The sequence below is a fragment of the Rhizobium sp. BK313 genome (assembly GCF_014193655.1).
Taxonomy (GTDB): Bacteria; Pseudomonadota; Alphaproteobacteria; order Rhizobiales; family Rhizobiaceae; genus Rhizobium.
In genome coordinates this window covers 1-25,275 of record NZ_JACHZQ010000018.1, presented here as the reverse complement: position 1 = coordinate 25,275, position 25,275 = coordinate 1, and the positions used below count along the sequence as shown (strand labels likewise).

Genomic DNA, 25,275 nt, shown 5'->3' with positions numbered 1-25,275 from the left:
CGATTGGGTCAAGCGGCTGGATGCCGGCATGAGCATCCCGGATCTGGTGCAGAATATCTACCAGAACTTCCCGCATCAGAAAAAGGCTTGAGCCCGACCTCGAGCGAAACCAAAAGCCGATAAGAAGCTGCGAATTCCCATCATTGCTGCGGCCTTTGCGCGTTCCTGTGGGCGCGCAAAGGCCATTCCAGGGTAGCGTCGTGGTGGTGCGCTCAGCGACGCCGGAGCGGAAAACAAAATGGCCGGAGGGAAACATTCGCCGCCACGCGATACGGCGTTGAGCGACGAAGATCTGCGAAGCATGCTGACGCTACTGCCGGCGGAAGCGGCGCGTGATCCGAAGCGCGACAGGGTTGCAGGGCAAAGACTGAGCCTGACGCGACTGCGATATTTCGTAGCCGTGGCGGAGGATCTTCATTTCGGCCACGCCGCGCGACGGCTCGGCATCTCGCAGCCGCCGCTCAGCCTTCATATCAAGGCGCTCGAACAGCAGATCGGCGTCGAGCTGTTTACCCGCGTCAATCGAAAAGTATCCCTGACCAGGCAGGGGCAAGTCCTGCGCCAGCAGGCAGCGCAGCTACTCGACCATGTCCAGAGGGTCGACCAGATCATGCGGGGTGTCGGGGCCGGTGAATACGGCGAGCTCCTCGTCGGCTGCGTGCCCTCGGCCATGTACGATATCCTGCCCGATATCATGAACGAATTTCGCGCGCGATTTCCCAAGGTCCATCTGGTGCTCAAGGAAGGTCATACGATGGATATCACCGACGAAGTGACGGAAGGCCGGCTGGATGTCGGGCTCGTCTGGCGCAATGTTGCCGATCCGGTGCTTGGAACGCAGCCGATCCTCGAGCAGAAGTTTTCGGCAATCGTCCCGATCGGTCATCGCTTAAGCCGCAAGCAGGTGCTGTCGGTTCACGACCTCGCGCGCGAGCCGCTGATATTGCCACCGCGCAGAGTGTCGCCCAACCACTATGACCACATCGTTTGCGCATTTGCCAGGCAGGGGCTTCATCCGCGCATCGCCTACGAGGTGCCGAGCATTCTCTCCCAGATCGGTTTCGTGGATTCCGGGTTCGGGATCTCGATTTCTCCAAGCGTCGCCCGGAAATTCGCCTCCGATGATGTCGCGGTGATCCCGATCGCCGAAGACATGCCGCCGGTCATCCTTTCTCTCGTTTGGAGCAGGGAGCGCGACTCACGCGCGGCGCAACTGTTTCGGCAAACCGTTGCAGACATCTACGGCAATGAAAACTCTATAACTGCCGGAACGCCGCCCGCTTGAACCAATGCGCGGCGATAGCCAAAGCGCTCACGATCAGATCGAAATGACAGGAAACGAGATCCTCGCCTTGGTTCTACAGGCGAGGATTTTCCGTCGTAAGCCGTCGACGATTTATGTCATCGGCTCGGGCTCAAGGCTGCGGTCTCCTCGATTTCTTCCGGCTCGCCGTCGTCTCCGATCGGATGCTTGGTCAGGAACAAGACGAACACCGTGCCCAGCAAGGCGATGAGGCCGATGAGCACCAATGCCGAATTGTAGGTGCCGGTGAAATCGACCATGTAGCCGGTGATGATCGGGCTCAGCATTCCGAAGCCGATGCCGCCGAGGGTGAAGATCGCATAGGCGCGGCCGGTATCGCCTGACGATCGCAGCCGGTCGTTGACGAGTGCGAAATTCATGGTCTGGGCAAAGCTGTTACCGCAGAAGGCAATCGTCAGGAGAATCATCGCGACGTTCACCGATCCGGCAAGCGGCACCAGAATGACGCTCGCCGAGGCAATGTTGGCAAGCGCGACGGCAATACGGCGTTTGCCGCCCCTGACCGCATTTGCAGACAGGAAGTGATCGGCGACGTAGCTGAGAACAAGGCACATCACCGCGCTGACGAAATAGGGGATCGCCGTATAGGCGCCGCTCTGGATGACGGTAAGGCCAAAGTCTGCCTGCAGGAAGGTCGGCAGCCAGGCCAGGTAAAAATAGGCCGTGTAATTGACGCAGGCCTGTGTGACGAAAAGTCCCCACATGGTCGAGGATGCGAACAGGCCCTTGTAGCCAAGGCCGGGACCGGCGACGGCGGGTGGATCGAAGTCGCGTTCCCGCACGATCATATCCCGCTCTTCCCGCGCCAGCCACCTGGCCTCTTCCGGAGTCTTGTACAAGAGCATCCATCCCAGGACCCAGAGAAAGCCGAGGACGCCGGTCGCAATGAAGGACATGCGCCAACCGTAGACCGAAACGATCCATGCGAGAATGGGCGCGCCGAGGCCGGGCACGGCATGCGCACCGCTGAACCAGATGGCGGTAGCAAGACCACGTTCGCGGCGCGGCGTCCATTCGCGGATCGTCGAGTGGGCGCAGGGGTTTGCAGCAGCCTCGAATGCGCCGTTGCCAAGCCGCGTCAGCAACAGCATTGCCGCCGAGGTGGCAAAGCCACCCAATGTCTGGAACAGCGACCAAAGTCCGGCCGCGATTGCGGCCATCCGCCTTGTTCCCATCCGATCCGTCAAGGCGCCGGCCGGCAGCAGGCAGATGGCGTAGAGCCAGAGATACGACGAAAACAGATACCCCAGCCCGACAGGCCCGAGATTCATTTCTTTCGAAATGGTGCTGCCGGCGATCGAAACGGTCAGTCGGTCGAGAGAATAGATCCCAAGAAAGACGAATAGAAATGCGTAGACGATGTAACGTCTTTTGGTACGATAGAATTCATACATTCGGGCCTCCTCCGCGAGCCTGCATCATTCAGTCATGGTTTGCGATGGCCTTGATCGCTGTGACGTATCGGCAAGGTCCCGAGCGGGCAGAACCCGCCGGTAGACGCGATATGTCCTGGGACATCATCGAGGTCCGCAAACCCATCCGCTTTTGACATGTCGTCCCGAAACGCTGCCTCGGCATCCCTGTCGTTGGAACCGAACTCGTATGCCACCTGTCCATCAAAGGTCAGAGTGTCATGCGCCGCCCTCCCGCGGCCGACCTCTCGGGTCCAATGCGCATGTCACAGAAGGATCAGTAATGAACGATAGGGTCCAATACCAATATCAGCGATTGTCGAAAGCTTTTTCAAATGGATCGCTGCCGATGGCTATTTGGCCGTTTCGCTCTCCATATTGCTGGCGAGTCGACCGATCCGTCGACGCGCACCCTATTGCATCATTTCGAAAGACTATCGATGGCGCTCCAAATCGGTATTGGACGCTATCGATCCAATCTGATCCCTTCGACACTGGAAGCGTGGCTGAAACGCCGACAATCGGAGGAGAATGTCATGGCGGGGAGGACACCGCGCAAGAATAATCCCCGTTTCTTCTGGGATGATCACAGCGGCGCGACAGAACAGGCGACGCCCCGACAATGCAGCGCGCTTGCAGCCTCAACGACATGGCCGAGATCATTTCAGACCATCCCGATTTCGGAAAGCTTTACCGAGCGGTGGTGGCCGACGAAATCGAGGAGCGCCTTGCGCCGGATGAAGCTGACGAGAGAACAGCTTGGGCGCATCGGAGGGGGAGCGAACAATGAAAATAAAAACAGAGGAGAGGAACACCATGCACATGCGCTTAGCCGAAGGCGGACGTCGATGGGCCTGTCGCGCCGTGACCGCGATCGGGATACTTGCAATGTCCACGGCGCTGGGGGGCACCATGGCTGCGAATGCCGAAGACGCGCCGAAAATGGGTGGCACCGTCATCATTCCCGGCGTCAACGGCACGCCCTGGCCCAATCTGTCCTGGCTCGAGCCGGGCTATCATGTCGGCAATCTGAATATCTCCTCGCTGATCCAGGGGAGCCTGTTCCTGTCTCCGGAAAAAATCGGCGGTCCGGTCATCCCGGATCTTGCGACAGGCTATCAGTACAACAGCGATAACACTGTCCTGACCATCAAGCTGCGCGAAGGCGTCAAGTTCACCGACGGCACGCCGTTCAACGCTGATGCGATCCTCTGGCTCTGGTCGCCCGATTTCGACATGAACCCGTCCTCCAAGGCGGCGATTTACCTGACCGGGGTCAAGGCGGTGAAAAAGATCGACGACCTGACCGTCGAGGTCGATTTCAAGGCGCCGAACACCACCTTCGTCGCAGCCCTCGCCTCACAGGCCGTCGGCCTCGTCGCGTCGCCCACTGCTTTCAAGAGGCTTGGCCGCAATCAGTTCGACCTCTTCCCGGTGGGTGCTGGCGCTTATACCGTCCAGACGCATATCCCCAACCAGTCGATCATCCTAAAGAAGAACCCCGACTATTGGGACGCAGGCCACGTCTATCTCGACAGCATCAAGGAGGTGCTGACCGGTACCGATCCGACGGCCAATTATCAGAAGCTGCTGAGTGGCCAGATCGACTTGCTTGCAGACGTCGGCGTGTTCGCCTTCGATCCGGAAACCATCCGGCAGGCGCTCGACAACAAGGATTTCTCCAATTCTGCAAGCCCCGGCGCGAGCATGGCCTTTATCAATTTCACCAACACTTCGCCATTCAACAACAAGCTGGCGCGCGAAGCTTTGGCCTATTGCACCGACCGCCAACCCATTGCCGAACAGACGCTTGGCGGGTTTGCGGAGCCAACATATGTCTGGGGCGGGCCTGCTGGAGGCATGGATTTCTATCCGAAGGATGCCACAGGCAAGCAGACCGTTGCGGCCGGCCAGGCGCTCAATGCCTATCCCTACAATCCGGACAAGGCGAAAGCGATCGTCAAGCAGCTCGGCGGCCTGAAGTTCAAGCTGACCAGCGACATCAGCAAGAACATCGCCGTTGCCGTGCAACAAGAATGGGCCGAATGCGGCATCGATGCGGAAATCTACCTGCCGCCGCCGGCGCAATACGTGTCCATCCTGCAGAACGGCACCTACCAGGCCTATCTCGTGAATACAGCGGGCGTGCCTGACCCGCGCATCTTCGCAAAATACCTGACGCCGCAGCAGCCACTCGACCAGCAACACGAAGTCGATGATCCGGTGATCACGAACGCTTTCAACAAGTCGCTCGGCGATTCCGGCGATGCCTTGCAGCAGGACTGGAACACGATCTTCAAGCAGCTGAATGACGACGTCTTGCTGATACCGGTCATTGCGGCGCCGCGTTACAATATCTTCACGCCCTGCCTTCACGGCATATCGAGCTTCGGCAATACCGTGACATACCATCATGCCTGGAAGAGTTGTTGACGGCTCAAATGCGATGCTTCTCGCCCGACCCGATGTCTCGGAGGTTTCGGTCGGGCGTTGCCGCGGGGTCCGATTGGCTAGATGCCTGGAGATCGACCGCCGCGTGGGAAGCGGCTGGCATTTTCTTCCCGATCGAATGAGACAGCACATCACCGCCGGCGCAAGCACGTTGCTAGTTCTGAATCGCTAACGGCGACAGGAGGAAACGATATGAAAAAGTTGATCAACGACCCGCGCAACCTGGTGAGGGAATTGCTCGAGGGCACGGTGGATCTGTCGCCTCGTCTCGCGCTGTTTGAAGACGAGAACGTGGTGATCCGCAGCGACCTGCCGGCCCATGCCGAGCGCAAGGTCGCCATCTTGTCCGGCGGCGGAAGCGGGCATGAACCGGCGCATGCCGGCTATGTCGGTCGAGGCATGCTGACCGCCGCGATTGCCGGCGACGTCTTCACCTCGCCGTCCACCGATGCCGTGCTCGCTGCCATCCTGGCTGCGGCGGGTCCGGCCGGAGCGCTGTTGGTGGTCAAGAATTATACCGGCGACCGCCTGAATTTCGGCCTCGCTGCCGAACTCGCGCGTCAGCAGGGCATTCCCGTCGAAGTCGTCATCGTCGCCGACGACGTGGCGCTCAGGCATCTTGTGCCGCGTGAGCGCCGCCGCGGCATTGCCGGCACCGTGCTTGTTCACAAACTCGCCGGGGCGGCCGCCGAACAGGGGTTGTCGTTGACGGAGGTGACAGACATCGCCCGCCGGGTGGCGGCCAATCTCGGCTCCATGGGGGTCGGTCTCGGAACCTGCATCGTGCCGGCTGCGGGCGTGCCGGGCTTCGACCTCGGTGACACCGAAATCGAGTTCGGCCTTGGTATCCACGGCGAAAAAGGCGTCGAACGCACCACCATTCGCAGTGCCGACGAGATCGCCGCCGCCTTGCTCGACGCGATCGTCGGGGACATGGGATTGCGGTCAGGGGTTCGTGTGGCATTGATGGTCAACGGCCTTGGAGGCACCGCTCCGATGGAACTCGCTATCGTTGCCCGTGCCGCCCTAGCCGATCTGCGGCGTCGCGGCATTCTCGTCGAGCGCGCCTGGTCGGGCAATTTCATGACTGCGATCGAAATGCCCGGCTGCTCGCTGACGCTGCTGCCGCTCGACCGGGAGCGCAACCAACTCTTTGACGCGCCCACCGAAGTGCCGGCCTGGCCTGGCACCGGACGCATCGTGCAGTACCGGACAATGATTGCAAAGACGCAGCAACCACCTGTCGCGCGCAGAATGCCCGGTCCTCTGACAGACCGCCTCAAGCAGATGGCCCTGGCCGCCGCCGCAGCGCTCGAAGCCGCAAAAGACCGGCTGACCGATCTTGATGCCAAGGCCGGTGACGGCGATCTCGGTTCCAGCATGACCCGCGGTGCAGCGGCGATCCGTGCATTGCCCAATGACAGCTATTCGACGCCGGGCCGATTGCTGGGCGACCTCGGCAATGCACTTCGCCGTGCCATCGCCGGCAGTTCCGGCCCCTTTTATGCCACGGCATTGCTGCGTGCCTCGGCACGGCTGCGCGTTGTGCCCGAGCCCTCCCCCACCGATTGGATTGCGGCATTCGGGGCGGCGGTTGCGGCGATCACCGAACTTGGCGGCGCCAAGGCAGGCGACCGCACGATGGTCGATGCGCTGCTGCCGGCACTCGAGGCTGCGCGACAGGGCGCCAATCTCGCCGTCATCGCCAATGCGGCCGAAGCCGGCGCCGAGGCAACCGCGACCATGTTCCCTGCCCTTGGTCGCGCCAGCTATCTTGGCGAGCGCGCAATCGGCACACCCGATGGAGGTGCCGTGGCCGTGGCCGTCTGGCTCCGCGCGCTGGCAACTGAGCGCGCCAGCCGATGAAATTCGCGAGGATTCGTCAGCTCAGTGGCCGTAGATCTCTTTGGAGAGACCGTCCGCCGCGCAAGCTCATAGGCGATGGGCTGGCCCGCGGCAAATCTTAAGCCGCAACAATTTTATAATCCGCGCTGTGGTTATTCCACGGGCGCTCGCATATCTTGATGTCGAGTGGGCGATAACAACCGACGCTGTGCTCGGATTTGGTGCGCACGCCGGCGAATTCCAAAAGACAGCGCCAGATCGTCGTTGCGGTGCACGAAACCCCTTATTAGATTGCCTTGCGCGCCAGACAAGTTGCGATCCCACACCTTCCATCACCGCCTTCGTAACGGCATCTTCCGAGACGTCTGGAAGCCCAGAACCTCGAAACTCACTTGGCGAGCATTTGCCGGAGTCTCGTCAATGACCCGCCCTGCTTGACGGCGCCTGGTAGCGGATGGCCGACGACGTCCTCTGCAAATTGACCGCATTCGATCAATGCGTCGAGGTCGATGCCGGTCTCTATGCCCATTTCATGGCACATGAACACCAGATCTTCCGTGCAGATGTTTCCCGCGGCACCCTTATGGGCTGCAAACGGGCACCCCCCAAGACCGCCGACGGCGGCGTCGAAGTGTCGGATGCCCATTTCCAGCGCCGCATAAGCATTGGCGATGGCCATGCCGCGCGTATCGTGCAGGTGTAGGCTGATCCCAAATTCCGGAAAACGGTCCTGAATGGCGCCGATCGCTGTTCTAATCCCAGCCGGCGTTGCCCAGGCCATCGTATCGGCGAGTGAAACGCTCTCGATCGGCAGATCGTATTCTTCCACCAGCGCCTTGATCGCCGCGATTTCGGAAAGAAGCCTGGCAACAGGTACGTCGCCCGAGAAATTGCACCCGAATGCCGCCGTCACCGACGCCTCGGTGATTGGAATCCCCAGCTCCTTGTAGCGGGAAATCTCGTTCAAGGTATGGGCTCGGTGTTCCCCCGGCTTGCGGTTCAGATTTTTCTCCAGGAACGCGTCCGAAGCATAACCGCGCAGCTTGCCGACGACTGTCAGTCGATCGCGTAATGCAACGGCGCGCTGCAAACCCATCTCGTTAAACCAGATTGCCGAATATTCGACACCGGGCCGCAAGGCGATACGGCTCACCACCTCGTCGGCGTCGACCATGTTCGGCACGCGGTTTGGACTGACGAACGAGACTGTCTGGATATATTTCAATCCCGTGCCGGATAGAGCGTCGATCAGCGCGACCTTTTTATCCGTCGGAATCAACTGCTTTTCGATTTGAAAGCCCTCGCGAGGGCCTTCCTCCGAGATCACGACCGATTTTGGAAGAGCCATATATTGTCAACTCCTATGGGCGCCGGTGCACCGGCTTGAGAAACATCTTAGATCGCCTGCGCCTCCACCGGCCTTCCTGCCTGATGGGTCTGAAGATTGTCCGTCACAAACAGAGCCTTGCGACGCAAAATATCAAATCCCCCGCCTCCCACATGCGGCGTTAGCAGCAAATTGGGCAGGAATAGAAGCGCGTTATCGGGACTGGGTGGCTCGCTTGCCAGCACATCGAGAGCAGCAAACCCCAACCGTCCATCCGAAAGAACCATCAGCAGATCATCTTCGTTGACGACGGCGCCTCGCGCAGTATTGACGAGAATGCCTTGCGGCCCCAGTCGCACCAACAGATCTTCGCCGACCATTCCGCGGGTTTCCGCGGTCAGTGGCACATGCAGCGTGACGATCGAGGCTTCCTCGAACAGCTGTTCCAGACTGTCACACTGCCGCACGCGCCGGGATTGAGACAGGTCCAGTGGACGACGGGCATAGACCAAAACGTGCGCCCCCAGACTTTCCATCAGGGCCGTGGTTGTGCGGCCGATCGACCCGTAACCGACAACACCGACGGTGCTGCCGGCCAATTGACGTATGCCACCGCGCAGGCGCCAGCGGTCCCATTCGCGGTTGCGCCGGGTGCTGTCATCGAGGTCGACGATGCGCTTCAGAGCCGTAAGTGCTAGCGTCAGTGCATGTTCTGCCACGGCTTCGACCGCGCCAACCGCACAGACCGCCACCACGATGCCGCGTTCGCGGCAGAAGTCGACGTCGAGATCATCGACACCGATGCCCACCTTCTGGATCATCCGCAGCCGCGTGGCGCGCTCCAGATGACGCCGCTCCAAGCGATTGCCGTAGACAAGCAGATAATCCAGGCGCGGCAATTGCTCTGCAAAGTCCGGAGTGTCGGCATTGCCATTGCTGACGACGACGGACCAGCCCTTCGGCAACGCGTCGCGGAAGATCCCGACAATGCCTGGCTCAGGCGGGAAAAGCATACCGATTACGACATCTGTCATCTTGCTACTCCCTTTCTGACGCCCTCAGGCAACGGAGTACCAGGCCTGCGCATCGGGAGGCCGGATATTGGTGAGTTTGCCGGAGAAGTGGCGCAGAGCGTGATGCTGGTAAGGATATTTCGCGGCTGCATCGAGATCGAGAGTAAGGCCGAGGCCGGGCCGTTCCTCGATCTCCAGGCAGCCGTCGCGGAAGGTGCATGCCTCGTCGGCGATCTGCCGGCGCCACGGTACGTCGGTCACCATGATTTCGAGCGATCCCATCGATCCCCAGGCCATGGCCATGTGCATGGAGGCGGCATGGCAGATCGGGCCGTTGGGATTGTGCGGTACCATCGGCAAGCTGAAGCTGTCGACCAGCCCGTTGATCAACACCATCTCGCTGAAACCGCCAATATGAATAATATCGGGCTGCAACACATCGACCGCTTTCGCCTGCAGCAATGCCGCGATATCGAACCGCGAATAGCAGCGTTCGCCGGCCGCGATCGGCACATTGACCGCCCGTCGCACCTCCGCCATTTCGAACGGCCGGCCCGGCGGAATGGGCTCTTCGAACCAGCTGATCTTGAACTCTTCGAGCACGCGGCCGATCTCGATCGCTGTGTTGACGTTAAACCGCCCGTGGCCTTCGATCATCATGTCGATGTCGGAGCCGATTGCCTTGCGCACGGCTGCGACATAGTCCATCGCCCTGTTGATTTCCGCGCGGCCCATCGCCTGGTAGGCGGCGCCGAAGGGGTCCCATTTCAGCGCTTGGAAACCGCGATCGATGATTGCCTTTGCCTTTTCGCCGAATTCGGCCGGCGTCTTGGCGCCGATGTACCAGCCGTTGGCATAGACCGGCACCCGGCGGCGGACTTGACCGCCGAGGAGGGCGTAGAGCGGCAGATCCAACGCCCGCGCCTTGGCGTCCCACAGCGCGATGTCGAGCGCACTGAGGGCGGCCGACATGACCGGGCCGGTCAGCCAATAGCTCTCGCGCTGCAGCCGTGCCTGGATGGCGGTGACATCCAGCACCGATTGGCCGATCAGTTGTTCGGCCCAGAGCCCGATGATCGGGGCGACCGCCGTCTCGGTTCCGATCAGCGTTGACTCACCATAACCTTTGATGCCGTTCTCCAGGGTCACAATGACAAAGACCCAGTTCGTCCTGAAATTGTCCACCGTTACGGTGGAGATGTCCTTGATCTTCATTGTCTTCTCATCTTTCTGCGCTGTTGATTGCCGCGCTCAGCACCACGGGTCCACGGCGTGGCGGGAAACGACGGTCTCATCGAAATCAAAGCCGAGGCCTGGTTCCTGCGGAAGCACCGCAAGGCCATCGACTATTTTGACACGGCGGGTGAGTACGATGCCGATCGGCACGATCGTCTCATCCGTGAAATATTCGAGGAAAAGCGCATTCGAGGTCGAGGCGACCAGATGGGCGTGAATGTCCTGGAAGGAATGCGGGGCGACGGAAATGCCGGCTGCCGCTGCCGCCGCCGCGATGCGCCTGAACTCGGTAATCCCCCCACAGACTGCCGCATCCGGCTGCAGGACGGTTATCCCGCCGTGCTCCATCAATGCGCGGTGACCCCATCGGCCGGCGACCAGCTCCCCGGTCGCTAGAGGAACGGGTAGAGCGGCGGCAAGGCGAGCGTGATTGTCGTGGTCGTCCGGGCCGAACGGCTCCTCCACAAAGAATGGGCGATAGTCGAGCATGGGCCGCAGGGCATGCAGTGCCGCTGGCAGATTGTCCCAGGCATTGTTGGCGTCGAGCATCAGCTGCCGTTCGTCCCCCAGGATTTCGCGCGCAGCAGCAACCCGGGCAAGGTCGAGGGACGGCGACGCGCCGATCTTAATCTTGGCCGCCTTGAAGCCGGTCCCGACATAGGCTTCGATCTCGCGGCGCATATCGTCGGGCGTGCCGCTTCTGCCGTAGTAGCCGCCGCTGGCATAGGCGGGGATCGTGCTTTCAGACACCGCGCCGAGATAGCGCCAAAGCGGCAGACCCGCACTTCTGGCGTTTCGGTCCCAGAGCGCGATATCGATGGCGCTCAGCGCACGCATGACAGCGCCGCTGCGACCATTCAGCAAGGAATCCTGGTACATCGTTTGCCAGAGGCCTTCGGTGCGATGCGGATCTTGACCGATCAGCATCGGTCGAAACATCTCACGGACACTTGCCGTCGCAAGCCCGCCAAAGCGTGTGCCGCTGTGGCAGATGCCGATCCCCATGCTCCCATCGGTGCAACGGACGCGCACCAGCGTATAGTAGCGCCCCGCTATGCTGCGCGTCGCGATCTGCACCGGCTTAGCAAGCGGCAAATTGATCGTGCAGGCGTCGACGGATTCAATGGTTATCATGGCAGCATGTCCAATACGCTTCTGTTTGGAATGATGGATTTGGCGGGAGGTCGGCTCAGAGCCTTGCACGATTGCCAGGTTGAGGCGGATGGGTTGCGCTGATGTCACCCGGCAATTCAGCCGGTGGTGGCGATTGTCGCCTCGGCCACGCGAAGATGACGATCAGAGCCACTGTGATGCAGAGGAAGGCAAGACTGATAGGCTCGGTGACAAAGACCCGGGGATCGCCACGCGACAAAAGCATGGCGCGGCGAATATTCTCTTCGAGCGAAGGTCCGAGCACGAGGCCGAGGACCAGCGGCCCCGGCGAGGCGTCGAGCATCTTGAAGACGCAGCCGAGCGCGCCGAAGCCAGCCGCGATCAGCACGTCTTCTGCAGCATTGTTGACGCTATAAACACCGATGCAGCAGAAAAGAATGATCGCCGGAGCTAGAAAACGATAGGGAATTCCCAGAAGCTTGACCCATATTCCGACGAGCGGAAGGTTGAGGGCGAGCAGCATAAAATTGCCGATCAGCATGCTGGCGACGAGGCCCCAGAACAGATCCGGGTGATCGGTCATGACCTGCGGCCCTGGCGAGATCCCCTGGATTGTCATCGCACCGAGCATGAGCGCCATGGCCGAACCCGCGGGAATGCCGAGTGACAGCATCGGTATGAAGTGGGTCAACGCCGAGGCGTTGTTGGCCGCCTCCGGTCCGGCGACGCCCTCGATCGCACCCTCGCCGAACCGGGACGGATCGCGAGCCAGCTTCTTTTCCATCGCATAGCTCGCGAAGGAACTGACCGTCGGGCCTGTACCGGGCAAAATTCCGAAGGCAGCGCCCAGCGCCGTGCCGCGCAGGATCGGTTTCCATGCCATTCGGAAATCGGCCCAGGTGGGGATGAGCCTGATCGGCTGCGTCTGCACATGACCGCCATTCTTAAGGTGGCCGTGGCGGAACATTTCGTGCATCCGTGAGACCACTTCGGCGACGGCGAAGGTCCCTGCCGCCACGGCGACGAGGCTAACATTGTCGGAAAGAGCTGAGATACCGAAGGTGAAGCGCTGCGTGCCGGTGTAGATGTCGGAGCCGACCGTACCGATCAGGACACCCAGGAAGGCCATTCCGATGGTCACGACCGGCGACTTGCTGGCAATGACCGATGCCATGACCAGCGCCATGATCGTCAACGAAGCGTAATCGGCCGGCGCGACCAACAGGGCGACGCGACCGAGGGGTGGCGACAGGGTGGCGATGACCAGAATGCCGATACACCCCGCAAAAAATGACGCCGTGGCGGAAAAGAACAGGGCGACGCCGGCGCGGCCCTTGCGCGCCATCGGGTGCCCGTCAAGGCAGATCACGACGGATGTTGGCTCGCCGGGCATGTTGAGCATGATCGCCGTCGTCGATCCGGAGTGGTGTGCACCATAATAGATGCCCGCCAACATAATCAGCGACGCGACCGCCGGCATCTTGAAGGTGAAGGCGAGCAGGATCGCGATCGTCGTGGTGGGACTGATACCCGGAAGAATACCGATGAAGGTGCCAAGGAATGCGCCGACGACACAATAGAAGAAATTGGTCGGCGTCAGCGCGACATGGAATCCCATCAAAAGATTAGTCAGTGTTTCCATCGAGGTTTACCGCCAGCAGCCTGGTTCAGAAACTGAACGAATAAAGTTTGATCGGCAGCCCGAGGCCGTAGACGAAGATCAGCGATGCTGCCGCCGTGAAGGCCACGCAGATGGCGATCGCCTCCAGCGGCCTCGATCGCCACAGGCGGTGACAACAGCAGGCAAGAACGAAGAGCGTGGCGGGGATCAATCCGCCCGTCCGGACGAGCAATCCGAAGCCGATCATGCCGATCAGCAGGAACGAGAACGGGGCGATCGGAAAATGCTCGATGCTTACCACTTCCACGCCACGGATCGACCGCACCATGGCGATCAATCCGATGAAGGCCAGCGCGACCGACATGCAGAGCGGAAAATAGCCCGGCCCCATGCGGGTCATACGACCAAGGTTGAGCTGGAGCGAAAGGATGCCCCAGCCAATACCGATTGCGAGAAAGAGCGCTCCGGCCGCAAATTCCTTGTGATTGGCGATCTTGATCTGCATCGCGAATCTCCTGTCCATTTCAATCCGGCTGGATTTGCATCTTGCGAATGAAGTCACCCCAGAGCTGCTTCTCCGAGGCTATGAATTTTGCGAGCTCCGCCGGCGACTTCTTGACCGGGATGGCACCGACATTGGCAAGATCGGTGACAAAGCCGGGATCGTTCTGAAGCTTGGTGATCTCGGAATAGACGCGATCGATGATCGCACTCGGGGTTTTTGCCGGCGCCATCAGCGCTTCCCATTGGTCGGCCTCGAAACCGGGATAGCCGGACTCGGCGATCGTCGGGAGATCAGGCAGGAAGGATGCCCGTTCCAGGCTGGAGACGGCGATGGCGCGAAGCTGGCCACTTTTGATGAAGGGCAACAGCGGTGGTGCGCCGGTCATGACCAGCTGAACGCGGTTGGCAACGCAGTCTGTGACTGCCGCGCCGGTTCCTTTATAGGGGATATGAACCATGTCCAGGCCGGCGACGATGTTGAAATAGGACATCGAAACATGGGCGGAGCTACCCGATCCGGCGGAGCTGAAATTGAGCACGCCAGGATTGGCTTTGGCGTAGGCGACCAACTCAGCAACCGTCTTGGCAGGCACGCTCGGATTGACGACCAGCACATTCGGAACGGTACTGGTCTGGATGACGGGGGTGAAGCTCGTCACCGGATCATAGCCGCTCTTCGGATAAAGAGCCGGATCGAACGCGAGCGTGCCGATGGCGGCCATCAGGAACGTGTAGCCGTCGGGATCGGACTTGGCGACGTCCTGTGCCCCAACGGTACCACCTGCACCGGCGCGGTTCTCGATCAGGATCGATTGGCCGAGAACGGATGTCAGGCGTTGCGCGATCAGGCGCCCGATAATATCGCCGGTGCCCCCAGGCGAAAACGGAACCACGAAACTGATCGGCTGCGACGGCCACTGCGCTGCGGCAAAGCTGCGGCCGGCAAAGCTGGCGAGGCCGAGTGCAGCCGCCCCCTTAAGAATTTTGCGTCGTGTCGGCATTGGGTATCCTCCTCCGGTTACCAAATTATCTTGCGGCCGTGACTGAAGGCGTCCCGGCAGGCTAGGCGGCGGTTATTCCGCCGCCTCGGAATTATTCGCGGCCAAAGCCGCGGTCGCCGGCACCACGAGAGCATCGACCGCAATTACGCCCTTCTCGCCGATAACCAGCGGATTGACGTCGACCGCCGCAATGCGCGCATCCGCCCAGAGTGCGAAACTCTGGAGCTTCATCAACGTATCGACGATAGCGTCGAGCGAGCCGGGTACGGTCCATCGCGAACTGGTGACGATCCGCCCGACCGCCGTTCGGGCAAGCTCATCGCGAATGGTTTGCCGATCGACTGGAATAGACCACATGGCGATGTCGTTGATGGCTTCCGCATAGATTCCTCCCAATCCAAGCAGAAGCATCGGCCCGACGTCCTCGGCGACCGTGATACCGGCGATCGCTTCGAGGCGACCGCGGACGTACGGTTGCACGGCAACCGTATCCGGCTGGCCGAAATCCATGAAGGTCTGCCGGAGTGCCGCCTTGTCCTCGATGTCGACGCGCACCAACCCGGCATCGCTTTTGTGCGCCAGGCCCTTCACCACGGCCTTGAGGACAACCGGCCAGCCGATCGCTTCCGCAGCGGACAGCGCCTCATCGAGGGAGGTACAAACTTCAGTGCGTGTCGTCGCGATGCCGAAGCGCGAAAGAAGCGACAGGCTCTCCGGTTCCGTCAGCGGCCGCGTCAGCGTCAGCAATTCTTCGTCGGCGACAGGTGCCGCAGCAACTTTCCTGCTCCCCGGATCTCGTGTCTGACGGGTCAAGACAGCGGCAATGCCCTGCAACGTCGCGTTGGTATCCTTGAAAATATGAATATCCGCCTTCTTGCAATCCTCGATGGCTTCCGGTGAAAGCCCACCAGGTGCCAAGAGGACGAATGGCTTGCCGCTGGTCTCGCGGCCGCGCGTCAGCGCCGACATCGTCGGAATACGCTGCCATGATCGCTGGGCATGCATCTGGGACAGGAAGAGCCCGACGCCGGGATCGGCTGCAATGATGGAGGGAACTTCCTGAGCTTTCGTGCGGGCACCGAACGCGCCGAAATCGGTGGGGTTGCCGACATGAGAGAACTGGCGGAAAGGAGCAAGTGCCGTCAATGTGTCCGCGCTATATTGCGTGAGCGGTATTCCGAGTTCTTCGGTCAGATCGCCCAGAAGCGAAGCCCCGCCGCCGGAATTTGACAATACGGCGAGGCTGCCGTCGACCGAACCAAAGAGCGACAACATGGCGGCGGCGGTGGTCAGCCCCTCGAGCGACGACACCAGCGGCACGCCACATGCCTTGAACAGAGCCTTATAGGCGACCGCTCCGGTCGCCATGCGACTGGAATGCGCCATCGCGGCCTGGGAGCCGACATCGGTGCGGCCGATCTTCAGGGCCACGATATGTTTGCCTGCCTCGTGTGCGCGCTGTGCAAGCTCGCGGAAGCGACGGCCATCGGGAACGGAGTCGAGCAGAAGCGCGATGACACGCGTCGGATCATGGTCAACCAGATAGTCGAGATAGTCGAGGATGTTGAAATCGACTTCATTTCCAGCGGATACGAAGATGGACATGCCGGCATCGAGCGCGTCGAGCTGGGTCACGAGAATATCGAACAATGCGCCGCTATGCGACAGAATGGCGATGTCGCCAGCCTTGATCCGTTTCGAGTGAGCGGTGTTGAACCCAATCGAAAGACCGATCGTGGCATTATAGATGCCGTTGCAATTCGGCCCTACGAGGCGGATGCCATGGCTTTCGACCAGCTGTGCCAGTTCCGCCTGGCGGGCGACACCTTCTGGTCCGCTTTCTGAATACCCCGCGGAACCGACGATGGCGACCGTGATGCCGGCCTCGGCGCAATCCTTCAGCGCTTCGATCGTCGCTGCTGCGGGGATCGCCAGAAAAACGACATCGGCCTTTTCCGGCAATGCCGCTGGCCCTGGATAACATTGTGCGCCGGCCACCTGCGTCAACGTCCGGTGGATCGGATAGACATTGCCCGCAAAGCTGCTCGCCTTAGCGTTGGCAAAGGCAATGTGATTATGCTTCGTCGGCTCTTCGGACACACCGAGGACGGCTACGGCACGAGGATGGAAGAGTGCCGTCAAGGCTTCGGAATTCGTTGGCTTTTTCATATTCGGTCCAAGCAGATGAGGTCGGTTTGGATGGGTTTTGAGCGGTAGGGACTGCCGTTAGCGGCCTTGCCAGCGCGGCTCGCGTTTTTCTACGTAGGCGCGCGCACCTTCCTTGCGGTCTTCGCTGAGATAGGGGTTCAGCCCCTCATCAAGCCTGAGGGCGGCGGCGAGCGGCAAGCCGGATGATTTCACCGCCGTCTCCTTCATGCGCCTGATAGTGATGGGAGCGTTCTTGGCGATCGCCGTTGCCAGCTCAAGCGCCGCGTTTAAGGCCTCCCCCACCGGCACCACGCGATTGACCAGCCCACAGCGATAAGCCTCTTCGGCGCTGATGTAATCGCCGCGATAGAGCATCTCCATGGCGATCGCGCGCGGGATCACCCTGGGCAGCATAATCGTGGAAAAATGTGCTCCCATCCCGCGCTTCGCCTCCGGCAGACCAAGTTTGGCGTGCTCGCAGACAATACGCATGTCGCAGGCGAGCGCGTGTTCGAAACCACCGGCCACGGCGGTGCCGTTCAGCGCCGCGATGGTCGGCTTGTATGTTTCGAGGATTACTTCCAGACCAAAACGATTGAGCGTCGTCATCTTGTAGCGATAGGGCTTGCCGGCCTCGTCGGCTTCCTTGCGCACTTTGAGATCCATGCCCGAACAAAAGGCGCGGTCGCCGGTACCCGTCAAAATGATCGCACGGACGCCAGGGTCCTGCCCAGCATCGATGAAAGCCTCCGAAAGCTCAGTCTGCATATTGGGTGTCATCGCGTTCATGCGTGCCGGCCTATTGATCCGGAAGATGCGCACCATGCCTTCGGTCGAGATGACAAGTTCCGGCCCAGCGTTCGGGTCGACGGCTTCAGCGGAAGAATTTATCGTGTTGTCAGACATCCATCACCTGTGACTCGATTGCGCAACTATGGACCAGGCCATGTCGCGCCTATGGCTGTTTATTGCTGGCCTTGAAAACGAATTCGCGCAGATCGGCGTTGTAGCGATCGGCCTGATCGATAAAGAGGAGATGGCCGGCATCCTCGTAATAGTTGAGGTTGGCGGCAGGGATCGCTGAGGCGACGTAGTGACCTGCGGTGTCGGGATTGATGACGACGTCTTTCAACCCGTACGACAGCATGACGGGCACACGGATCTTGGCCAGCACATCGCCATTGTCGACCGGCCGAACTGACAGGATCGCCCGGATGTTGGGTGGCGTCATCATGTTGAGCGCGACGATGCGCGTGAATTCTTCCGGCGGCAGCGGCTTGTAGGCCATGGATTTGACGAAGGCCATGGTCGAGTCGATCTCGTCTTCGGCACGCTCCGAATGAAGCCCTGCCGCACTATTGCCTGTACTCGAACCGGCGCCCTTGAGCTTTTCCGCGCCCGGAACGCCGCGCTTGGTCGAGACCGCAACGAAATTGATACCCGAGAGATCGCCGTCGCCATATTTCCGCAGATAGTCGCAAAGCACGAAACCGCCGGCCGACCACGCAACCGCTACCGGCTTCTTCAGACCAAGGGTGTTGATGACCGCAGCGATGTCGTCGGCGTAGAGCGCGCTGGTGTTATAGGCGGCGACGTCGGCCGGCTTCTCAGACTCGCCTTGGCCACGCAGATCGAGCGCGACAATCCGAAACTCCTTGGCGAGAGCGCTGTCATATTGATGATCCCAGATCAGATGGCTCTGCTCGACTCCATGGATGAAGAGAATAGCCGGGCCATTTTGATTACCCCAGGAATAGGCCGAAAGCTTCACGCCGCCACCGCCGGTCACGTCATAATGCGTGCCGAGGGTCGCCGCCTTTGCTTCCGCCGAACAGAATATCAGGCCGAGAGCCGCCGCAATCTTGAAGATTAGTTTCACGCCGGTCCTCCCAGGCACACGCCGCAGCCCTTGCTCCAAGGGTCTTTGCGGCACCGGGTGTGCAGGGCGATCCTCCCTCCAGAGGTCCGCCGCACACACCTTTGCTCTGAAAGAGATATCACTCCCGGAAGGCGGGAACGTCCAATTCAAAAGAACACGTTAGTGATAACTCTAGTTATCACTCTCCCTGCCGCGTCTCGGGCGGATTCTGGAAGGCGCAAGCTTCGCCGACGTGAACGGCAAAGCATCCCATTGGTAATCGCGTGTGGACGCCCGTAGCCAACCGATAAGGCTTGCCGCCAGCTGTTCAAGTGGTTCCGTCCGGTTGTGAACGGCAAGCACCGGCAGCGAGATCGCCGGTGCAAAACGGCGAAGAACGACTGGGCGTGTTATGGCATCGCGAAGCGGTGTCATGGGAACGACCGCGATCCCAGCTCCCTCAGCCGCCATTTTGTAGGCGATATCGGAATTGGCGCAATTCGCGACAATGTTCCGCGTCACTCCTGCTTTTTCGAAGGCCTGATCAACCAGCTGACCCCATTGCGGCATGAAAGCTGCCGAGATGATCGGTTCGCCCGCAAGATCGTCCGGCATGATCACGGTCTTTTCGGCGAGCCTGTGGCCTTCCGGTATCGCGCAAATGATGTGGGTCGTGCAAAGCAAAACCGTTTCAGCGGCTGTCGCTTCGATCGGTCCGTAGACCAGCCCGATATGCGCCTGCTTCTTCAGTACACGGTCGATGACCTGAGCCGTTGGCAGGCTGGTGATGCCGATCCGCACATCCGTCTGCTCCTTTAGAAAGCGGCCAATTACCTCCGGCACGAAGGTCGTCGTGAGGCCAGGCACCGACACGATCGTCAGCTGGCCAGAAAACCGGCGCTTGAGTTCGCGGACCAGCCGCTCCGCTCCCTCGACACGCGCAAAGATATCATCGACCGCTTCGAAGAAGGTCATCGCTTCGGGCGTCGGGACGAGACGGCCTTTCAGGCGACGAAACAAAGGCATCCCGACCTGGTCTTCGACATGTCGCAGCAGCTTGCTCACCGCCGGCTGCGAAAGCCCAAGCAGGCTCGCAGCCTCCCGCTGACTTCCGGTCCGGATCACCGCCCAGAAAATCTCCAAGTGATGAAGACGAAAACGGCTTGTCATACTGCGGCTCCGCTCGCGGCTAATTTTGGTGGCTCGATAAGAACGTCGTCGCGAGCGTTCCGAATGTCAGATACGGCAGCCAAGGCGCATCCGATATTGTCTCACGCATAAAAGCGATCTGATCATAACCCAGGTGCCTAAGCTCCTCCACTCCCCACCGCCGCCGGTCACCCAGAATTGCAGCAAGCTCGTGCATTTGCCTTTCCAAACAAACGGTTCACCGAGATGTGCACTAGAATCCTCAACAAGGACCACGACCACATACTTTATGGATGCCCTTCGGGTTGCACAGCCCGGCAGATGGATTGCGATAGACTGGCGAACGCTTGCGTCTTCGATCACGAATTGGCCTTCACGGTGTCGTTTTGCATTTAATCGCAAGACTCCGCCTGCAAGAATTTCAATAAGATAGCGCGACACTTAATTTGAGATTGGGCACGTAATTTGAGATTATGGCTTGGATTTCGGCACTTAATGTGAGAATCGCCGCTGTGGACAAAATGGCTGCCTTCGGCCAAGCTTCATCAGAAATTGGCAAATATTACAGAAGGTTATTGCCGAATCTGAAGGCGTCAAGCGCAGAAAATCGCATCGAAAAATCTCAAATTAAGTGCCGCTATTTGCCCGAGCAGGCGCATCCTTACGATTAAGTGCCAAACAACAACGCGAAAAGAGACCTGTCCTCCGTGGAAGAGATGCTGCGGAGCGACACCACACTGACGATCCTTATCAACAATGCCGGCGCTGGCGCCGCGGGGCCGCTGTTAGGCTCGGATGTCGATACAATGGAACGGATGATCAACTTGAACGTTGCTGCACTGACCCGCTTGACCTACGCGGCCGCTCCAAGCTTCGCCGAACGTCGGAGCGGCGCCATTGTCAACATAGCTTCAATTGTCGGAATTGCGCCCGAAGTCCTCAATGGGGTCTATGGCGGGACGAAAGCATATGTACTGGCGCTCACCTTTTCGCTGAACAAAGAACTTGGGGACAGCAATGTCCGTATCCAGGCCGTCCTTCCCGGTGCAACTGCCACTGATTTTTGGGATACTGCTGGTGTCCCCATCAGCAATCTTCCAGACGGTATCGTGATGAACGCCGAAGAAATGGTTGATGCGGCACTAGCAGGCTTCGATCAAGGCGAGCTTGTGATATAGCCGACTGGAACGCCTATGAGGCAGCCCGCCAGAAGTTCCTACCGAATCTCTCGCGTAGCACGCCCGCACCCGTTACCGACACTAAGCCTTAAAGCCTTGCAGGATAGCCAGTCCAGTCCGGCTCAGCAGATCGATGTCAACGTCGGCGCTGATAATCGCCCCACCCAAATTTTTCGATTTATCTCTTCTGGCGTTACACGCATGCAAAATTCGCATGACAGGGAGGGATCGATAGATGGTCGGCCCTGATTGGGTATGAGGGGTGACCTTTCTCTGTCACTTTAGCCCAGGTGTTACTATGATTAAATTTCTGCTTTCACCTATTCAATCCAGCGGGACCTCTTTGCCCAGCGAGGCAGAAGGCCATGGGCTCTGTCAGACGTCGGCGTCAACGAGTGCGACGGCGCCAGATCCTGCATCACTCTCGTGCCACAGGGTCGGTTAGTGCAGATCGAGGGTCTCTTCCAGTTCTGTCACCGTTCTCGATCCTTCCATCCTTTTCGCGAATAGCGCAAAGACCCCTTTCAGCCTGCGATGAGCGGAATTCTCAGTCGAAAAAGCAAAAGCCGCCGAGGCTGTCGGCGGCTTCGTGTCTTTGACCTGAACAGTCGAGGAATGTTTACGCGGCTCGCCTCTGCTGTGGCGCCTGTGGGTTGCCATTGGTGACGCGGAAGCCGCGGATGAGGCCGAGCAGGTCCTCGGTGTCGGCGGCCAGTGTTTCGGCCGAGGCCGTCGTTTCTTCCGCCATGGCGGCGTTCTGCTGCGTGGCGGCATCGAGCTGGTTCATCGACGAGGAGATCGAGCGCAGCGTCGTGTCCTGTTCGGAGGCGCTGTGGGCGATCTTCGAGACGATCTCGTTGGCCGCCTTGATCTGGTCGGAAATGCGCTTCAGCGCTTCGCCGGCCTCGCCGACGAGGCGGACACCCTGGTCGACCTGGCCGGAGGAGCGGGCGATCTGGTCCTTGATCTCCTTGGCGGCAGCGGCCGAACGTTGCGCCAGTTCGCGCACTTCCTGGGCGACGACGGCAAAACCCTTGCCGGATTCGCCGGCGCGGGCCGCCTCGACGCCGGCATTCAGTGCCAACAGGTTGGTCTGGAAGGCGATCTCGTCGATGACGCCGATGATCTTGCCGATCTCTTCCGACGACTTCTCGATGCCGCTCATCGCTTCGATCGCCTGGGCGACGACGGCGTCGCTATATACGTTCGCTCTCGCGATGACCAGCACCGGCCCACGACAGGACTCGAACTCCATCCGTCATTATTGTGAATCGGAGCGTGCTGATTGATTCGAAAGCGTCGTTGGACACACTCGAGCGACGCGGCGATGCTGACCACATGTTTGTTTATCCCTATCGCCTATACTAGCAGCGCATCGACGATGCCAAGAACATGGCACGTTATTAGACGTTCTCCTCCAACCTACCTTATTTGGCGGGATGGCTGTCGTGCGTTGCTGGGGAAGGATCGGAAAGCGCGGATGCGAAAAAAGCGAGGTGTTTGCCACAGAGCGGGAGGCCGCATCGCGTTTCCTGGTACTCGCGCGCAGAAAGCACCAAAAAGGCTATAGACCGGCTGGAAATTGTGGAAAGACCAGGGAAGCGCTTACGCACGAGGTGCGAACACGGTGACAGCACGCTTTTCCGGTGAGATGGATTTCGGAGTCTAACGAAAGGGGATCCACATGACCACGACCAACGAAATCGCCGACAAGATCGCCGCCGAACACAGCCTCAGCAAGGCGCAGAGCAAGGCAGTCGTCGAGGCTGTCTTCGCATCTATTGCGGCTGCCGCGACCTCCGGCGCCGAAACGTCCATCCCGGGGTTCGGCAAGTTCAAAGTAAAGGATACCCCCGAGCGCGAGGCCCGCAATCCGGGTACCGGCGCGACCATCAAGGTCGCCGCCGCTAAGAAGCTGACCTTCCAGCCGGCCAAGTCGTTGAAGGATGCACTGAACAAGTAATGGCCAAGTTGCATTGGCATAACAAAAGCCTGGTCCGTGTCAGACTGGGCTTTTATGTTTTCAGGATTGGCATAGCGTCATCCCCTCGATGTGGGGCTGGCCAAAGTGACCGACGTCCGCACCCGCAGTCCCGATCCCGTCTTCGCAATGAGGGGAACCTCGGAGAGCAGGAACGGATCGAGCGGCGCAGCGGTCTCTCGACTGCATAAGCCCAACCCTTTCCGGCCAAACTCTTCCTCTACGCGACGCAGCGGCTTGAACGCGGAGCCTTTTGGCCTTATCTTACCATCGTCTTACTTCGGAAGGTTCGGGCCAATGGCCAGTACGGAAAAGCTCACAACCACCGTCTCAACCAAGGGGCAGATCATTCTGCCCAAGGCCATCCGCCTGAAGCGGGAATGGGATGCCGGAACCCGACTGACGGTCGAAGAAACGCCCGATGGCGTCCTGCTGAAGCCCGCACCGGCCTTTGTCGAGACGCGACCCCAGGATGTGTTTGGCCTGCTTCCCTATAGCGGCGACAAGCCGAAGAGCATCGAGGAGATGGACGCAGGCGTCCTCGCCGAAGCAAGGCGGCGCAATGCTCGCGATTGATACCAATCTGATCATCCGCTACCTGACCGGCGACCATCCCGAACAGTCCCCGCGCGCCCGCTCGTTGATCGACGGCCGGCCGGTCTTTGCCGCCGTGACGGTGATCTTGGAGGTGGAATGGGTGCTGCGCAGCACCTATGGATTCCGGCCGGCGGATGTCGCAGGTGCGCTGAGAGCCTTCGCAGGCCTCCCGACCGTGACGATCGAGGATGCGGAGGTCGTCGCCTCCGCCCTCGATTTTGCCGAAAAGGGAATGGATTTCGCGGACGCACTGCATCTCGGAAAGTCAGCACATTGCGAAGGGTTGGCCACATTCGACCGCAAGTTCGTCAAGGCGGCGAAGGCCGCCGGCCATGAGGGGGTGCTGGAGGCATGACAACGGGCCGCGGCGCGGCCTATCGACGTGGCCCCCGGCCGCAGAATAGGAGCGGAGCTTATCGGTCACCATGACACGTGGCGTGGCGCCTTGGCCCTTCAGCAGCTTTCGCATCAACTTCAGAGCTGCCTTCCTGTTCCGTCGGCTCTGTAACAGGCGTCGAGAACATAGCCGTCGGCATCGACGGCGCGCCACAGCCAGTATTTCCTGCCCTTGATAGCAACAAGGTGCCATTTGTCGGCGAAGCTGCCTCTGGATCGATGGCGAAGAGAGCAGGCAAATTCCCGCCGTCACGCTCATGGGAGGCTGAGTTCGGAGAAAACGTTCATGATCCGCCATCATGTTCAAGCTCCCACTCATCACCACCAATTTTGCCGTGAGCTACTGTGGGAGAGAACTCGGAAATTTCCTTAATGGTCACCTGAGGGATCGCTAACAAGCTCTCTTTCAGTTTTTCCGGCACGTTCAGAAACTCGGGTCTGCCAGAGACATTGCACGTCGACAACGGCAGCGACTTCAGGAGTCGTGCTTACAAGAGAGGGTGCCAGGATGCTGGCATCGCTATTGACCGGAAATCTGGCTCTTGGTTCAAGCCGCCATCGTCATTTCGGACGATAAGTCCAAATAGCCGAGCCAGTCAGGCCTTGAATCGGTCGAATGCGGTGAGCCGCTTGATCGGTGGATCTGCTTCATCCCAGCGGTAGATTTCCGAACGCAGATAACTGAGTTCGTCATCGAGAGCGTCTTCCGCAAGCTCGATCCACCATGACTTCGGTCGACCGTCGCTGCCGTCAGACCAGCGATAGCCCCGCGCTTTCAGGTGATCCTTCATGTCGAACGGGCTGTTTTCGGCGAAGATGCGAACGCGGGATCGCTGGCTGGCCTCATAGAGCTCGGCAAACGGCGTTGGTTCCATTCCTCCCCCATCCCGCGCGAGGACTTCAAGCAGGGCAAAGCAATCGTCGACGGCCCGATGGCCCTCGTGAAAGTAGCCCGCCTGCCCAATCAGGTAGCCGAGCTTGGTGCCCTCGAAGCCACGTGCCGCCCAATTAATTTCGGAGACCGAACAGGCCCAGGCTTTTCCGGCGAAGATGGGCGAGAATGCCTCGCAGAACGGCCGATCGAAGCCGGCGTTGTGCGCAATGACAAGATCAGCCGGCTC

Annotated in this window: 21 protein-coding genes and 3 pseudogenes; 9 read left to right on the top strand and 15 right to left on the bottom strand. The window is 60.0% G+C overall.

Annotated features, from left to right (window positions below; all coding sequences use genetic code 11):
• The first annotated feature begins 238 nt into the window (after positions 1-238).
• The gene (locus FHT86_RS37505) at positions 239-1,285 is read left to right on the top strand and encodes a LysR family transcriptional regulator (protein WP_133704795.1); all 1,047 of its coding nucleotides are present in this window, start codon (positions 239-241) and stop codon (positions 1,283-1,285) included.
• 116 nt (positions 1,286-1,401) lie between these two features.
• Here the strand turns inward: FHT86_RS37505 and FHT86_RS37500 are convergent, their stop codons facing one another.
• Positions 1,402-2,718 carry an MFS transporter gene (locus tag FHT86_RS37500; RefSeq protein WP_133704796.1) on the bottom strand — a complete coding sequence of 439 codons (1,317 nt, stop codon included), beginning with the start codon at positions 2,716-2,718 and terminating at the stop codon, positions 1,402-1,404.
• Between the two features lie 640 nt (positions 2,719-3,358).
• Here FHT86_RS37500 and FHT86_RS37495 point away from each other — a divergent pair.
• From FHT86_RS37495 to FHT86_RS37485, 3 genes are all read left to right on the top strand, one after another.
• A complete protein-coding gene (locus tag FHT86_RS37495; protein ID WP_183869068.1) occupies positions 3,359-3,526 on the top strand; it encodes a hypothetical protein in 168 nt (55 codons plus the stop codon).
• 26 nt (positions 3,527-3,552) lie between these two features.
• Positions 3,553-5,169 (top strand): ABC transporter substrate-binding protein, encoded by a 1,617-nt coding sequence (locus FHT86_RS37490; RefSeq protein WP_166656701.1) that lies wholly within the window; start codon positions 3,553-3,555, stop codon positions 5,167-5,169.
• A 210-nt stretch (positions 5,170-5,379) separates the two neighbouring features.
• Positions 5,380-7,053: a dihydroxyacetone kinase family protein gene (locus FHT86_RS37485; protein WP_133704798.1), complete on the top strand. Its 1,674-nt coding sequence runs from the start codon at positions 5,380-5,382 to the stop codon at positions 7,051-7,053.
• Positions 7,054-7,420: 367 nt separating this feature from the next.
• Here FHT86_RS37485 and FHT86_RS37480 read toward each other — a convergent pair whose 3' ends face one another.
• From FHT86_RS37480 to FHT86_RS37430, 11 genes are all read right to left on the bottom strand, one after another.
• A complete protein-coding gene (locus FHT86_RS37480) occupies positions 7,421-8,380 on the bottom strand; it encodes a hydroxymethylglutaryl-CoA lyase (RefSeq protein ID WP_133704799.1) in 960 nt (319 codons plus the stop codon).
• Between the two features lie 47 nt (positions 8,381-8,427).
• Entirely contained in the window at positions 8,428-9,393 is a 966-nt protein-coding gene (locus tag FHT86_RS37475) for a D-isomer specific 2-hydroxyacid dehydrogenase family protein (protein WP_133704800.1), read from the bottom strand.
• A gap of 24 nt (positions 9,394-9,417) precedes the next feature.
• Positions 9,418-10,587, bottom strand: coding sequence for a mandelate racemase/muconate lactonizing enzyme family protein (locus FHT86_RS37470; RefSeq protein WP_133704801.1), 1,170 nt, complete (start codon positions 10,585-10,587; stop codon positions 9,418-9,420).
• Positions 10,588-10,623: 36 nt separating this feature from the next.
• Complete coding sequence (locus FHT86_RS37465) at positions 10,624-11,742, bottom strand: mandelate racemase/muconate lactonizing enzyme family protein (RefSeq protein WP_133704802.1); 1,119 nt, start codon at positions 11,740-11,742, stop codon at positions 10,624-10,626.
• 55 nt (positions 11,743-11,797) lie between these two features.
• On the bottom strand, positions 11,798-13,363 hold the full coding sequence (locus FHT86_RS37460) for a tripartite tricarboxylate transporter permease (protein WP_133704803.1): 1,566 nt from the start codon (positions 13,361-13,363) through the stop codon (positions 11,798-11,800).
• Between the two features lie 25 nt (positions 13,364-13,388).
• Positions 13,389-13,847 carry a tripartite tricarboxylate transporter TctB family protein gene (locus tag FHT86_RS37455; protein ID WP_166656702.1) on the bottom strand — a complete coding sequence of 153 codons (459 nt, stop codon included), beginning with the start codon at positions 13,845-13,847 and terminating at the stop codon, positions 13,389-13,391.
• A 19-nt stretch (positions 13,848-13,866) separates the two neighbouring features.
• Positions 13,867-14,847 (bottom strand): Bug family tripartite tricarboxylate transporter substrate binding protein, encoded by a 981-nt coding sequence (locus FHT86_RS37450; RefSeq protein ID WP_133704805.1) that lies wholly within the window; start codon positions 14,845-14,847, stop codon positions 13,867-13,869.
• A gap of 72 nt (positions 14,848-14,919) precedes the next feature.
• Positions 14,920-17,016: an acetate--CoA ligase family protein gene (locus FHT86_RS37445; protein WP_133704806.1), complete on the bottom strand. Its 2,097-nt coding sequence runs from the start codon at positions 17,014-17,016 to the stop codon at positions 14,920-14,922.
• Positions 17,017-17,073: 57 nt separating this feature from the next.
• Positions 17,074-17,901: an enoyl-CoA hydratase/isomerase family protein gene (locus tag FHT86_RS37440; protein WP_208116625.1), complete on the bottom strand. Its 828-nt coding sequence runs from the start codon at positions 17,899-17,901 to the stop codon at positions 17,074-17,076.
• A 49-nt stretch (positions 17,902-17,950) separates the two neighbouring features.
• On the bottom strand, positions 17,951-18,874 hold the full coding sequence (locus FHT86_RS37435) for an alpha/beta fold hydrolase (protein WP_166656703.1): 924 nt from the start codon (positions 18,872-18,874) through the stop codon (positions 17,951-17,953).
• 171 nt (positions 18,875-19,045) lie between these two features.
• On the bottom strand, positions 19,046-20,023 hold the full coding sequence (locus FHT86_RS37430; RefSeq protein ID WP_133704808.1) for a LysR family transcriptional regulator: 978 nt from the start codon (positions 20,021-20,023) through the stop codon (positions 19,046-19,048).
• A 668-nt stretch (positions 20,024-20,691) separates the two neighbouring features.
• Between FHT86_RS37430 and FHT86_RS37425 the strand changes: the two are divergent.
• Positions 20,692-21,272, top strand: a pseudogene (locus tag FHT86_RS37425) (SDR family NAD(P)-dependent oxidoreductase); the annotation flags it as partial.
• A 527-nt stretch (positions 21,273-21,799) separates the two neighbouring features.
• Here the strand turns inward: FHT86_RS37425 and FHT86_RS37420 are convergent.
• Positions 21,800-22,378 (bottom strand): annotated as a pseudogene (locus tag FHT86_RS37420) (methyl-accepting chemotaxis protein); the annotation flags it as partial.
• Positions 22,379-22,619: 241 nt separating this feature from the next.
• Between FHT86_RS37420 and FHT86_RS37415 the strand changes: the two are divergent.
• From FHT86_RS37415 to FHT86_RS37400, 4 genes are all read left to right on the top strand, one after another.
• On the top strand, positions 22,620-22,811 hold the full coding sequence (locus FHT86_RS37415) for a WGR domain-containing protein (RefSeq protein ID WP_312862687.1): 192 nt from the start codon (positions 22,620-22,622) through the stop codon (positions 22,809-22,811).
• Positions 22,812-22,864: 53 nt separating this feature from the next.
• Positions 22,865-23,143, top strand: a complete 279-nt coding sequence (locus FHT86_RS37410; RefSeq protein ID WP_133704809.1) for an HU family DNA-binding protein — start codon at positions 22,865-22,867, stop codon at positions 23,141-23,143.
• Positions 23,144-23,458: 315 nt separating this feature from the next.
• Positions 23,459-23,737 carry an AbrB/MazE/SpoVT family DNA-binding domain-containing protein gene (locus FHT86_RS37405; protein WP_133704810.1) on the top strand — a complete coding sequence of 93 codons (279 nt, stop codon included), beginning with the start codon at positions 23,459-23,461 and terminating at the stop codon, positions 23,735-23,737.
• On the top strand, positions 23,724-24,113 hold the full coding sequence (locus tag FHT86_RS37400; protein ID WP_133704811.1) for a type II toxin-antitoxin system VapC family toxin: 390 nt from the start codon (positions 23,724-23,726) through the stop codon (positions 24,111-24,113). Before FHT86_RS37405 ends, FHT86_RS37400 begins: the two co-directional genes overlap by 14 nt.
• Before the next feature lie 36 nt (positions 24,114-24,149).
• Here the strand turns inward: FHT86_RS37400 and FHT86_RS37395 are convergent.
• Together FHT86_RS37395 and FHT86_RS37390 are read right to left on the bottom strand one after the other, a co-directional pair.
• A pseudogene (locus FHT86_RS37395) lies at positions 24,150-24,373 on the bottom strand (DDE-type integrase/transposase/recombinase); the annotation flags it as partial.
• Between the two features lie 377 nt (positions 24,374-24,750).
• Positions 24,751-25,275 (bottom strand): 3'-5' exonuclease (locus FHT86_RS37390; RefSeq protein ID WP_246779854.1); only part of this gene is annotated, 525 nt, incomplete at its 5' end.